General features: G+C 45.1%; 12 protein-coding genes and 1 pseudogene. 12 read left to right on the top strand and 1 reads right to left on the bottom strand.

Going from position 1 to position 12,425, the window contains the following annotated elements; all coding sequences use genetic code 11:
• Nucleotides 1-4 precede the first annotated feature (4 nt).
• From AR334_RS09315 to AR334_RS09325, 3 genes are all read left to right on the top strand, one after another.
• The gene (locus AR334_RS09315; RefSeq protein ID WP_066309372.1) at nt 5-769 is read left to right on the top strand and encodes an ABC transporter ATP-binding protein; all 765 of its coding nucleotides are present in this window, start codon (nt 5-7) and stop codon (nt 767-769) included.
• On the top strand, nt 762-1,469 hold the full coding sequence (locus tag AR334_RS09320) for an ABC transporter ATP-binding protein (RefSeq protein WP_066308629.1): 708 nt from the start codon (nt 762-764) through the stop codon (nt 1,467-1,469). The genes AR334_RS09315 and AR334_RS09320 overlap by 8 nt, the downstream gene beginning before the upstream one ends.
• A gap of 100 nt (nt 1,470-1,569) precedes the next feature.
• Complete coding sequence (locus AR334_RS09325) at nt 1,570-2,790, top strand: ABC transporter substrate-binding protein (protein ID WP_066308635.1); 1,221 nt, start codon at nt 1,570-1,572, stop codon at nt 2,788-2,790.
• A 94-nt stretch (nt 2,791-2,884) separates the two neighbouring features.
• On the opposite strand, the gene AR334_RS09330 is transcribed toward AR334_RS09325, so the two are convergent.
• Entirely contained in the window at nt 2,885-3,484 is a 600-nt protein-coding gene (locus AR334_RS09330) for a TetR/AcrR family transcriptional regulator (protein ID WP_066308637.1), read from the bottom strand.
• A gap of 187 nt (nt 3,485-3,671) precedes the next feature.
• Between AR334_RS09330 and AR334_RS09335 the strand changes: the two genes are divergently transcribed.
• The 9 genes and pseudogenes from AR334_RS09335 to AR334_RS30125 form a co-directional block, all read left to right on the top strand.
• The gene (locus AR334_RS09335; protein ID WP_066308640.1) at nt 3,672-4,613 is read left to right on the top strand and encodes an MBL fold metallo-hydrolase; all 942 of its coding nucleotides are present in this window, start codon (nt 3,672-3,674) and stop codon (nt 4,611-4,613) included.
• The gene (locus AR334_RS09340; protein WP_216638017.1) at nt 4,585-5,439 is read left to right on the top strand and encodes a crotonase/enoyl-CoA hydratase family protein; all 855 of its coding nucleotides are present in this window, start codon (nt 4,585-4,587) and stop codon (nt 5,437-5,439) included. The genes AR334_RS09335 and AR334_RS09340 overlap by 29 nt, the downstream gene beginning before the upstream one ends.
• Nucleotides 5,440-5,466: 27 nt before the next feature.
• A complete protein-coding gene (locus tag AR334_RS09345; RefSeq protein ID WP_066308643.1) occupies nt 5,467-6,612 on the top strand; it encodes an acyl-CoA dehydrogenase family protein in 1,146 nt (381 codons plus the stop codon).
• Nucleotides 6,613-6,696: 84 nt separating this feature from the next.
• Nucleotides 6,697-8,226: a class I adenylate-forming enzyme family protein gene (locus tag AR334_RS09350; RefSeq protein WP_066308646.1), complete on the top strand. Its 1,530-nt coding sequence runs from the start codon at nt 6,697-6,699 to the stop codon at nt 8,224-8,226.
• 206 nt (nt 8,227-8,432) lie between these two features.
• Nucleotides 8,433-9,581, top strand: coding sequence for a CaiB/BaiF CoA-transferase family protein (locus AR334_RS09355; protein ID WP_066308650.1), 1,149 nt, complete (start codon nt 8,433-8,435; stop codon nt 9,579-9,581).
• Nucleotides 9,582-9,622: 41 nt separating this feature from the next.
• Nucleotides 9,623-10,774: a thiolase family protein gene (locus AR334_RS09360; RefSeq protein WP_066308653.1), complete on the top strand. Its 1,152-nt coding sequence runs from the start codon at nt 9,623-9,625 to the stop codon at nt 10,772-10,774.
• Nucleotides 10,775-10,795: 21 nt separating this feature from the next.
• On the top strand, nt 10,796-11,566 hold the full coding sequence (locus AR334_RS09365) for a 3-hydroxyacyl-CoA dehydrogenase (RefSeq protein ID WP_066308655.1): 771 nt from the start codon (nt 10,796-10,798) through the stop codon (nt 11,564-11,566).
• Nucleotides 11,567-11,646: 80 nt separating this feature from the next.
• The gene (locus AR334_RS09370) at nt 11,647-12,048 is read left to right on the top strand and encodes a thioesterase family protein (protein ID WP_066308657.1); all 402 of its coding nucleotides are present in this window, start codon (nt 11,647-11,649) and stop codon (nt 12,046-12,048) included.
• Between the two features lie 175 nt (nt 12,049-12,223).
• Nucleotides 12,224-12,425, top strand: a pseudogene (locus AR334_RS30125) (RNA-guided endonuclease TnpB family protein); the annotation flags it as partial.

Raw genomic sequence — 12,425 nt, forward strand, 5'->3', positions numbered from 1 at the left:
AATGATTTTTTTAGAGACAAAACAGCTCACGAAAAGGTTTGGCGGTCTTGTTGCCGTTAACAATGTGGATTTTGCCATTGAACAAGGAAAAATCAATGCCATCATTGGCCCGAACGGTGCCGGCAAATCGACCTTTTTCAACCTGATCAGCGGTTTTCATCCACCGACCTCGGGTCAGGTAATTTTCAAGGGGCAGGATATCACCAAACTGCCCTCCAATAAAATTGCCGAGCTGGGCGTAGCCCGGACGTTTCAAACGACCAATCTGTTTGAGCAATCAACTGTTTTGGACAATGTTATTGTCGGACACCGGCTAAGAACAAAATCAACCCTGGTTGATGCCATTCTTAGAACGCCTAGACTAAAACGGGAAGAAGCCCAGTGCCGCGAAAAAGCGATGGAAGTATTGGAGTTCGTCGACCTGCAGCATATCGCCCATAAGCCGGTTGCTGGGTTGACTCAGGAGGAGAAAAAACGGACCGCATTTGCCCTCGCCCTAGCGACTGACCCGGAAATCGTGTTTTTGGATGAACCGGCGGCAGGGGTGAATCCAGACGAAACGGAAGGCCTTGCAGAATTGATGAAAAAAATGGTCAATAAAGGTATTACCGTGTGCCTGATTGAACACAAAATGCAAATGATCATGAGAATTGCCGATAAAATCATGGTTTTAAACTATGGTGAAAAAATTGCCGAAGGGAAACCGGAGGAAATCCAGAACAACGAAACGGTGATAAAAGCTTATTTGGGAGGTAGCGCCAGTGCTTAAACTAACCGATGTCTCTGTCAAATATGGAAGCTTTACCGCCGTTCATGACATTAATATTGAAGTGAACGCAGGGGAAATCGTTGTCCTGTTGGGCTCCAATGGTGCTGGAAAAAGTACCACGTTCCGGACAATTAGCGGACTGAACAGGCCGGCAACGGGTGAAGTGGTATTTGAAGGGAACAAACTGAATCGCCGCCCGGCGGACCAAATCGTCCAAATGGGAATCGGTCAATGCCCGGAAGGAAGAAAGCTGTTTCCAGCTATGTCTGTTGAAGAGAACCTAAGAATGGGTGCATTTGTTCATCGCCGCCATCGCGATCAAATTAAACATTCATTGGAGCACGTCTATGAATTGTTTCCAATCCTGAAGGAAAAACGCCATGATGCGGCAGGTTCCTTGAGCGGTGGGCAACAGCAGATGGTTGCCATCGGCAGGGCATTAATGTCCAAACCAAAATTGATGTTGCTCGATGAGCCTTCGGTCGGACTAGCCCCATTGGTTGTGGAACAAATGTTTGAGACCATCCAGAAAATTAACAAAGAAGGCACGACGATTTTGCTTGCCGAACAAAATGCAAACGCCGCCTTAAAGATCGCTGATAAGGGCTATGTGTTTGAAAATGGCACCATCGTCCTGGAGGGGACATCGGCAGAGCTGTTTGCCAATGATGAGGTCAGAAAAGCGTATATCGGAGCTTAGCGGGCAAAGCAAAGTTACCTTAAAGGGGGTGGTGAAGAGAAGATCAATTCATCACTGGCGGTGTCTGAAGATTTTTTCAATAATAAGAGGGGGAAAACCAATGAAACGAATGAAATCTTTATTAATGCTAGGTTTTATTTTCGTCATGATTTTCAGTCTGGCCGCATGTAACAGCACATCCGAAAAGCCGGCCAATACCAAGCCATCTGCTGGCGGAGGCGGCGGCGAAACCAAAACAGAAGAAGCAGGAACCGTCAATATTGGTTATACTGGACCATTAAGCGGACCTGCAGCCTTTTACGGTGAGCGCACTTTAAACGGCGTTAAGATGGCCGTTGACGAAATCAACAGCGCTGGCGGTGTTGAAGTTGCTGGAAAAAAATACAAGTTTAACGTTGTATCACTTGATGACAAATACTTACCGAACGAAGCAGGGGCCAATGCCAAGAGACTGCTTCAGGAGAACAAAACACCAATTATTTTCACTCCACATAGTGGCGGCGTCTTTGCTCTTCAGGTTTTCAACAAGCAACAGGATAAATTTATTATCGGGGCTTACACAAGTGAGCCAAAGGTATCCGATGTCGGCAATGAATTGACGGTTCGAATCCCGCCTCGTTACGATGGATACTTAAAGCCGTTTACCGAATATTCTATGGAGAAATTCGGCAAGAAAATCGCGTTTCTTCCAACTGCTTCCCAGTACGGAAAAGACTGGGCCGGACATCTAAAACCGTTCTGGGAAAAAGCGGGCGGCAAGGTGGTCTTTGAATCGTCCATCGACTTTTCAAAGGAAACAGATTTCTTTACGCTTGTGACCAATGCACTTAAAGAAAAGCCGGATGTATTATTTATTGGCGGCCCGTCTGAACCGACTGCAAAAGTGGCAAAACAGGCGCGCGAGCTTGGCTTTAAAGGCGGATTTATCGTAATGGACCAGGCAAAGTTCGATGAAATGAAAGCCGTAACCGGTTCCTATGATCTTCTCAATGGCGCGATCGGCGTAATGCCATTGCAACACTCTGACAGCACGGCTGTTCCTGATTTCCTTAAAAAATATCAGGAAAAATATAAAGAGATTCCAGGTTCTGAAGCCGGCCTGAACTACATCGGCATGTATATGTTTGCCGAGGCAATGAAAGCGGCTGGTTCCGTCGACGATGTGGATAAAATTATCGGCGCTATGCAAAAGGGTGTGGATAACATCCCCGACAATGTAAGAATCTATGATTTTACCAAATTTACAGGAGGCGGCTTCGATGGCGACTTGGAAGTGGCTGCAATCGAAGATGGTAAGATCGTACCAATCAAGATAAAATAATAACGGCAATTTATAATTGGTTCCCCTTGGATGTATGTGTTCAAGGGGAACTTTTTCTGCAAAAAAATACCCTCTAAAAGGAGGGCGCGGCAACTCATACATTATTCTTAACAACCATCTTAAGAAGATTTGCAGCATAGGCATTGGCAATTTCCTCGCCTGTTTGCGGGCCGTCGTGGTTGTACCAATGCTGGATAGAATTTAATGCTCCGAGAATGATCATCCTGACCATTTTTATATCCTGAATGTCAAAAACCTGTTTTTCGACTCCTTCTTTAAGAATTTGGTCAAAAAAGTGAGCATACTTTTTTTGGGCATCGAGCACTTCTTTCAATTGATCCTCGGTAAACTTTTGCGAGGGTTTATCCATAATCATGAACATCGATTTTTCTTCAATTGACAGCAGGATGTGAGCTTTTATAGCACTCTCAAGCTTGTCTTCGGGATTCAAGTTGCTGCCTGCCACTTCTTCAATTTTTTCCAGACTCAATTCCATGATCATTTGATGACAATGATAAAGAATATCATCTTTATTTTTGAAATAGTAATACATAGAACCCTTTGTCATTAATAGCTGGGCGGCTATTTCTTCCATCGTTGTGCCATGATACCCTTTTTCCGCAAGAACAGCTGCGGCAGAACGAAGGATTTCTCTCTTTTTTCTGGCAATTTTTTGTTCCCTGAATGAAGCCATCTTTATCCTCTCCAATGGAAGCTATTTATGAATAGTATACTAAAACCCGGATAAATAGTATAGAAGTTGGGGATGAAAATTAAACATAAATTTAAAAAATAAACTGATTGTGGAATTATCTAAAAATTGGTATTATTTCATTAGGTGAAATCACTATCAAAATGCTGTTTGGAAGGAGATATACCATTTGCTTACTGAAATAGGAGTTACTCAAGTGACCATTCCACTGCCATTTCGCTTAAACCATGTCAATTGCTTTATTGCCGAAGGAGAAAAGGGATGGACGATTATCGATGCCGGGTTGAATACGGATGTATCCAGAGAGGTTTGGCAGCCGATTATTGATCAACATGATGTTAAAAATATAATTATTACTCATTATCACCCGGACCATTTTGGCTATGCCGGAACCCTTCAGCAATTAACCAATGCAGAGGTTTGGATGACAAAAACAGATGCTGATGCCGGATTAACTGTTTGGGAGCCAGAGTCAGCGATGCTGGCCAATGAGAATTATGATACATGCGGTCTTCCTGGAAAAACCCTTTCGAAAGAGCTAACAACCGATGAAAAAAGCTTTAATGCAAAGGTAACACCCTACCCTGAAGTAAATCATTTCCTGGAAGAGGGAATGAAAATGCAATTTGGAAAATTGCAATATGAGGTTATATTTACCCCGGGACATTCTGATGGGTTGATCACCTTATTCAACAGCGATCATAGTATCCTTTTCTCTACCGACCATATTCTGCCAAAAATATCACCGAACATCTCTTACTGGTTTCGCGGCGATCCGAATCCACTGGACTCATTTTTCCAATCTCTTGAAAAAGTCAAACGGCTAAACGCTGATTACGTGATTCCTTCCCATGGCCGCCCGTTTCGAAACGCAAACAATAGAATTGAAGAATTATGCCGCCACCATCACGAACGATTAGACAAAACGTATGAAGCAATCAAACACCCTGCCACCATCTACGAAGTCAACAGCCATCTCTTTCATAATTTAAACATCCACGAAACCCGGTTTGCGATTGGCGAAACCATTGCCCATCTAGAATATCTCTTACACAACAACCAATGCAAAAAAGTCCTTATTAATGGAATCTGGTATTACGAAGCAATTTAATGATTTTGTGGAAATGGAAAGGGGACGAAGAAGCCTAATGGATTATCAAGCGATTATAGTTGAAAAAATCGGCCGCATTGCTGTGATCACGTTTAATCGGCCAGAAGCATTGAATGCGGTTAGTAGTCGGCTTTGGCTGGAAACGGGAACGGCATTGAAAGAATTCAATGAAGACCCGGACCTTTGGGTGGCGATCATCACAGGGGCAGGGGACCGCGCTTTTTCAGCGGGTGCCGATTTAAAGGAAATCGGCTCGGGTGGATTTTCCACTACCGAAGAAATGCAGAAATGGGGATTCGCCGGAATTGTCAGACATCATATTTCCAAGCCGGTAATTGCGGCGGTGAACGGCTTTGCCCTCGGCGGCGGCACGGAAATTGCCTTGGCCTGTGATTTAATTGTCGCTTCCGAAAGGGCCTCCTTCGGACTGCCAGAAGTGAAGCGGGGCTTGATTGCCGGGGCTGGAGGTTTATTGCGCCTTCCTAGGCAAATTCCGCTAAAAGTGGCCATGCATACCATTCTTACAGGTAAGCCGATTACAGCGGAAGAAGCTAAACAGTGGGGACTAGTAAATGAAGTAGTTCCCCATGAACAGGTTCTGAATGCCGCCATCGCGCTTGCCGAAGAAATCATTGATAATGCGCCACTTGCTGTAAAAGCAAGTAAAGAAATTGTCTACCGGGGCTTGGATACAACTGTTAGCTTTCCGCCGGAAGCGTGGTCCATTAATCAGGAATATGCCGGCAAGGTGTTTGCAAGCCAGGATGCCAAAGAGGGACCGCGGGCATTTGCCGAAAAACGGAAACCGAATTGGACGGGGAAATAATTTTGATTTTGAGAAGGGGGCTTTTTCATGAGTAAACCATATTTATCCGAAGAGCACGCAATTTTTAGACGGGCGTTCAGAAAATTTTTGGAAAAGGAGGCATATCCATTTTTTGAAGAATGGGAGGAAGCGAAGCAAGTTCCTAAATCGTTTTGGAAAAAGGCCGGTGAGCAGGGCTTCCTTTGCCCATGGGTTGATGAGAGATATGGTGGTTACAGCGCAGATTTCGGCTATTCGGTGGTGATTACGGAAGAGCTGGATAAAGTGGGTGCAGGAGTGGGCGGTATCGGGCTTCATAATGATATCGTCATGCCATATATCGGTGAATTTTCCTCCGAAGAACAAAAGCAGCGGTGGCTGCCGAAAGCCGTCAGCGGGGAGATGATTTCCGCCATCGCCATGACTGAGCCGGGGACAGGTTCCGACTTGGCCGCAGTCAAAACAACGGCTGTAAAAGACGGTGACAATTATATTATCAATGGTGAAAAAACGTTTATCACCAATGGCTATTCGGCCAATTTTGTTATAGTGGTTTGCGTGACAGATCCAAACGCGACACCAAGGCACAAAGGAATCAGCCTCATTGTCGTCGAAGAGGGGACGCCTGGATTTAAGAAAGGGAAAAAGCTTCGCAAAATGGGGCAGCATTCCAATGATACCTCGGAACTAATATTTGAGGATGCGGTGGTACCGCGGGAAAATCTGATTGGGGAAGAAGGCAAAGGGTTTTATTACCTGATGCAAAAGCTGCAGCAGGAGCGCTTGATGCTCGCCATCGGCAGCATTACAGCCTCTAAGCATATGCTTGATATTACAGTCGATTATGTCAAACAGCGCACAGCTTTTGGCAAGCCAATCAGCAAATTCCAGAATACCCAATTCAAGATTGCCGAAATGGCGACGAAAATCAAGATTGGCGAAACATTCGTTGATAAACTGATTGTTGACCATATGGAGAAGAAAAATGTCGTCAATGAGGTTTCGATGGCTAAGTGGTGGCTCACGGATTTGGCCAAAGATGTGGCCGCAGAATGCATGCAGCTTCATGGCGGCTACGGCTATATGGAAGAATACGAGATTGCCAGAAGATACCGCGATGTTGCCGTCGGTTCGATTTATGCTGGCACCAATGAGATTATGAAGACGATCATTGCCAAAAATATGGGGTTGTAGGGTAATTTGCTAGAGTGTGGTAAAATTTTTCCGGCTTCGGTCGAGTATTCCAATTCTATTAAAAGGGTATGGGAGGAATTATAAATGAACCTTTTTGAAGCTCTTGAACGGAATACAAAATACAATCCTGATAAGAAAGCGATTATCTTTGGTGAAAGCGTATACACCTATAGGCAATATAATGAACAGGTAAATCGAATAGCCAATGCGCTCGTCAGTTATGGAGTCAAAAGGGGCGACAAAATTGCCTTGATGATGAAGAACTCAGACGTATTCTGTTTTGTTTATTATGGTATTTTGAAGGCAGGCGGGGTGGCTGTTCCTGTTAATTTTCGCTTAACAGCCAAGGAAGCCAGCTATATTTTGGACGATTCCGATTCGATGATTGTATTTGCCGATGAAGATTTGACAGATGTTATTCAAAAGGCGTCGGACGGGAACGATAAAATTAGGCTGCAAGTCATTGCGGGTTCATCTAAAAAAGAAAATCAATTGTTGCTATCAGAGTTTCAAAGCTCCTCCGTGCAAAACCCTTTAATACAAGTGTTGGAATCTGATGATGCTGAAATATTATATACCTCCGGAACCACAGGGCTGCCGAAGGGAGTGGTCCTCGATCACCACCGCGTACTCCATGTTGCCTTAGGAACCATCATCATGTTTAAAATGGGACCGGAAGATCAACTGCTTCATCTTGCTCCGTTATTTCACTGTGCCCAGTTGAATTTGTTCCTTGTGCCTGGGACGATGCTTGGCTGCACCCAAATTGTCCGTCAGGAATTTCATCCTGTCCAAACATTAAAGGATATTGATCAACATAAAATTAGCTTATTCTTTGGCGTTCCAACGATGTTTAACTTCCTGCTCCAGGTACCGAACCGGGAACAATATGATTTATCAAGCGTGAAGCGATGTGGTTACGGTGCAGCACCAATGCCGACAGCGTTATTGAGACAAGCGATGGAGATGTTCGGAACCGATCAATTCTTTAATATGTGCGGCCAAACCGAAGGTGGTCCCGGTGGAGTATACCTTCTTCCGGAGGAACACAAAACAAAGTTTGGTGCCTCGGGAAGGGCATCTTTTGGAACAGATGCTAGAGTCGTAGATGACAACGGTGAAGATGTAAAGCCGGGCGAAGTCGGGGAGTTTATTATCAGGTGTGAATCTGTCATGAAAGGATACTATAAAAAGCCGGAAGAAACGGCAAAAATCCTGAAGAATGGCTGGCTCTATACAGGGGACCTCGCTAGTATAGACGAGGATGGCTTTCTCACATTGGTAGACAGGAAAAAAGACATGATTATCTCCGGCGGGGAGAACGTTTATTCCACAGAAGTTGAACACGTGCTGTACAAACATCCTGATATTTTGGAAGCAGCGGTGATTGGCGTACCCCATGAGGTCTGGGGTGAAACGGTCGCCGCCGTTATTGTACCGAAACCGGGCAAAAGGATTGATGAAGAAGAGCTGAAGCAATACTGCCGCCAGGAACTCGCCGGCTATAAAATTCCGAGAATCTACTACCAAATGGACCAACTCCCACGCAACGCTTCCGGGAAAATCCTGAAATACCAACTAAGAGAAACCTACAAAAGCGCCGCAGTAAAATAGAATGCCAACTTAGTCAGCATTTTCCAAGGTGTCCGCCCCAGACGGACAAAACCTGAAATTTGTCTTTTTGTGGTGTCAGGCACCTTGTTGAATTTGTGTTTAAAAAATAAATATATTGTAGAATATTATGAAAATTGGTATTATTGGAAATAGATGGACTCCTTTTTGGTAGGCATTTTCTTTTGAGAGGGGTGGGGGAGTTGAGTATGCCTTTGGAGGGGATTCGTGTCCTGGATTTGACGCGGCTTTTGCCGGGGCCGTATTGTTCGTTGATGCTGGCTGATTTTGGGGCAGATGTGATTAAGATAGAAGATCCTAAGCTTGGGGATTATGGGCGCTGGTGGGAGCCGAAGGTTGGCGGCTTGAGCGCAATGTTTCATTCGTTAAATCGGAATAAGCGGAGTATGAGTCTTGATTTAAAACAAGACCAGAATAAAGAAATCTTTATCGAATTGGTGAAGACATCCGATGTTTTGATCGAATCGTTTCGTCCTGGTGTCATGGACCGGTTGGGTCTGGGGTATGAGGAACTGAAAAAACATAATCCCAAATTGATTTATTGTGCGATTACGAGCTACGGCCAAACAGGGCCCTATAAGGATATTCCCGGCCACGATATTAACTTTTTAAGTTATTCCGGATTACTAGAATTACAGGGAGAACAAAATCGAAAGCCTGTCAGTTCATCCGTTCAAATCGGGGATTTAGGCGGCGGTGCTTTGATGGGTGTTGTTGGTATTCTAGTATCAATCATCGAGGCTCAAAAGTCAGGGAAAGGCCAGTTTATAGACATTTCCATGCTTGACGGATCCGTTTCCTGGATGCAGACGATGCTGCCATCGTACTTGGCAAGCGGGCAGCAGCCTGGGCGCGGGGAACTGGTCTTAAATGGCGGCATGGCCTGTTATGAGACATATGAGACAAAGGATCATCGATATATTTCGGTAGGGGCACTTGAAATGAAGTTTTGGAAAAATTTCTGCCAAGTAATTGGTAAGGAAGAGTTAATTAAGCAATTAAACGCGCCACCTGAACAACAAGCCGGAATGAAAAAAGAGATCCAAGCTATCATCGAAACAAAAACGCTAACGGAATGGGTAGGGCTCTTCGACGGAGTCGATGCCTGCGTTGCTCCTGTTCTGACGATGGAGGAAATGGTAAACGACCCGCAGATTCAGCACCGGGGCATGATTGAAGAGGTAGACCACCCAGAATGTGGCCAGATGAGGCAAGTCGCCAATCCTATTAAACTTTCGAGGACAATGGTGAAAACTGTTCGGTTCGCACCGGGTCTCGGTGAACATAATGAAGAGATTTTACAAGAATTAGGACTACTTAATTCAACCAAAGAATAATGATGTTAAGTCCTAGGATAAAAATTTAGGAGGTTACAAGAATGAGAGAAGTTGTAATTGTTGAAGCAGTCCGTACTCCTGTAGGGAAAAGGAAGGGAGTCCTTGGTTCAGTCCGCCCTGATGAACTGGCCGCTAAGGTTCTGAAAGAAGTGGTAAACCGCGCCGGAATCTCTCCGGATCTTGTGGAAGATGTCATTTTGGGATGTGTCAGCCAAGTTGAAGAACAAGGGTTGAATATTGCCCGCAATGCCGCCTTAATGGCCGATTTTCCAATTCACGTACCCGGTACGACGATTGACCGCCAGTGCGGGTCAAGCCAGCAGGCAATCCATTTTGCCTCACAGGCCATCTTGAGCGGTGATATGGATGTTGTCATTGCCGGCGGCGTGGAAAGCATGACAAGAATCCCTATGGGCGCAACCCGCCGGGAATCTGACTGGAGCGAAGAATTAACCTCCAAATATGAAATGATCCATCAGGGCTTATCCGCCGAGCGGATTGCTGAAAAATGGGGATATTCCCGCAATCAGCTCGACGAATTCTCGCTTGAGAGCCAGCGCAGAGCCATTAAGGCACAGGAAGAAGGCCGGTTCGACTGCGAAATCATGCCGCTTGAGGTAAAACTAGCGGATGGGTCGACCATTACGGTGACTCAGGATGAAGGACCAAGAAAGGATACCTCACTGGAAAAATTGGCCTCCCTGAAGCCTGCTTTTACCCATGACGGAGTCATTCACGCCGGAAACTCCAGCCAAATGAGCGATGGTGCGGCCGCGCTTCTATTAATGTCACGGGAAAAAGCGGAGGAACTAGGCTTGAAACCGCGCTTCAGGATTGTTGCCCGTTCAGTTGTCGGCTCCGACCCGACATTAATGTTAACCGGTCCGTCAATCGCGTCGAAAAAGGTCCTGGAAAAAGCGGGACTTACGATTGAAGACATGGATACTTACGAAGTAAATGAGGCATTTGCGCCCGTCCCAATGCTTTGGTTGGATGAAATGGAGGCCAATCCTGAAAAGCTGAATCCAAACGGCGGGGCGATTGCATTGGGCCATCCACTCGGCGCATCCGGTGCCCGTTTGATGATTACGATGCTGCATGAATTGGAAAGAAGCGGCGGCCGTTATGGTCTACAGGCAATCTGTGAAGGCGGCGGCATGGCCAATGCCACAATTATTGAAAGAATCAGCTAAAACAGGAGAGGAGTTTTATCCATGAAGCTTAATGACAGTGTAGCGGTTGTGACAGGTGGCGCCTCTGGTCTTGGCGAAGCCACCGTTGAAACGATTGTCGAGAATGAAGGATATGTCGCCATCTTCGATCTGCAGGAGGACAAAGGGGCAGCGCTAGTTGAAAAATTTGGATCCGACCGCGTTCTATTTATAAAAACGAACGTAACAAGTGAAGAAGATGTAGTTAATGCCATAAATCAAACGATTGAAAAGTTCGGTGCCATTCATGTATTGGTGAACTGCGCAGGAATTGGCGTGGCTGAAAAAACAGTTGGCAAAGAAAAGCCTCACGGTCTTGGCAGCTTCACACGAGTTATTCAAATCAATCTAATCGGTACTTTTAACGTGATTCGCTTGGCTGCGGAAAAAATGGCGCAAAACGCTTCGAATGAAGAAGGCGAGAGGGGTGTCATTATCAATACTGCTTCTGTTGCTGCATTTGATGGCCAAATGGGCCAAGCCGCGTACAGTGCTTCAAAAGGCGGAATTGTCGGCATGACGCTGCCGATTGCCCGCGATCTTTCCCGTCATGGGATCAGGGTGATGACGATTGCCCCTGGACTCATTGACACGCCATTATTTGCCGGTGCACCCGAGAAAGTCCGCCAGGCATTGGGAGCGATGGTTCCATTTCCGCCGCGTTTGGGCCGCCCATCTGAATATGCTCATTTGGCTAAAAGCATTGTTGAAAACCCATTGCTAAACGGCGAAACCATCCGACTTGACGGCGCGATCCGGATGCAGCCAAAATAAATAGCAAAATAAACCTCCAGCGCAAAAAACTGGAGGTTTATTTTAAAAAGAGATTCCATCTTAAAAGGCAGGAGAGTCAAATGCAGACTGTGACAAAAATTATTGTTTCACCCGAAGACATCGACCAGCTGGGCCATGTGAATTACCTGAAATATATCCTTTTTTTAGAAAAAGGTGTCGGTAATTGGTACAAACAGGCTGGGGTGAGTTTTCGCGAGTTAAGGGCAAAAGATCTCGGTACGGTTGTGCTAAAAATGGATGTTTCTTATCTTAAGGAAGCAAGATTGGGGGATACCCTGTTTGTAAAAACAACTTTGACCAACGTAGGGACCAAAAGCTTTTCGGTAAAACAAGAAATCTACAACCAAGACGACATCCTGATTACCGAAGCCTCAAAAACCTTTGTAATGTTTAATACCGCGACCAGAAAAGGGGTCCCAGTGGTCGAAGAGATTGCCCGCCATTTTAAATGTGCCCAATAATGAGATTAATTACAGTGGCAGCGTCCAATGCAGGCCGCTGTTTTTATGAAAAATGCGAAACTAACACCCGTTACTTCAGTGACGTGATACAGTTTCGCTTTCTTTGTAAAAAAATAGGTATCATTAGACACGAGAACGTATGTTTGGTAGAATATAATTAAGGAGGTGACAAAAATTGGAGAAGGAGTACAGGACCTATCAAATAATCATCAAAAAAGGGCACAAGCTCTTCCCTTATTTTGCTAATCTATGTTCAAATGGAAAAAATCTATACAATACTACCAATTTCTATATTCGCCAAGTATACACGGCTTTAAAACAAGAAAAAGAATGGCAACCACTTCAACAAGAAGTAATGGCAACCATTTCTAATAACA

Source organism: Bacillus sp. FJAT-29814 (assembly GCF_001510715.1).
Classification (GTDB): domain Bacteria; phylum Bacillota; class Bacilli; order Bacillales; family Cytobacillaceae; genus Neobacillus.

Excerpts from the sequence above, each read along its gene's own strand:
- AR334_RS09325 (WP_066308635.1), top strand. The coding sequence starts at position 1,570 with ATGAAACGAATGAAATCTTTATTAATGCTAGGTTTTATTTTCGTCATG.
- AR334_RS09330 (WP_066308637.1), bottom strand. The coding sequence starts at position 3,484 with ATGGCTTCATTCAGGGAACAAAAAATTGCCAGAAAAAAGAGAGAAATC.
- AR334_RS09340 (WP_216638017.1), top strand. The coding sequence starts at position 4,585 with ATGGAATCTGGTATTACGAAGCAATTTAATGATTTTGTGGAAATGGAA.
- AR334_RS09345 (WP_066308643.1), top strand. The coding sequence starts at position 5,467 with ATGAGTAAACCATATTTATCCGAAGAGCACGCAATTTTTAGACGGGCG.
- AR334_RS09350 (WP_066308646.1), top strand. The coding sequence starts at position 6,697 with ATGAACCTTTTTGAAGCTCTTGAACGGAATACAAAATACAATCCTGAT.
- AR334_RS09355 (WP_066308650.1), top strand. The coding sequence starts at position 8,433 with ATGCCTTTGGAGGGGATTCGTGTCCTGGATTTGACGCGGCTTTTGCCG.
- AR334_RS09360 (WP_066308653.1), top strand. The coding sequence starts at position 9,623 with ATGAGAGAAGTTGTAATTGTTGAAGCAGTCCGTACTCCTGTAGGGAAA.
- AR334_RS09365 (WP_066308655.1), top strand. The coding sequence starts at position 10,796 with ATGAAGCTTAATGACAGTGTAGCGGTTGTGACAGGTGGCGCCTCTGGT.
- AR334_RS09370 (WP_066308657.1), top strand. The coding sequence starts at position 11,647 with ATGCAGACTGTGACAAAAATTATTGTTTCACCCGAAGACATCGACCAG.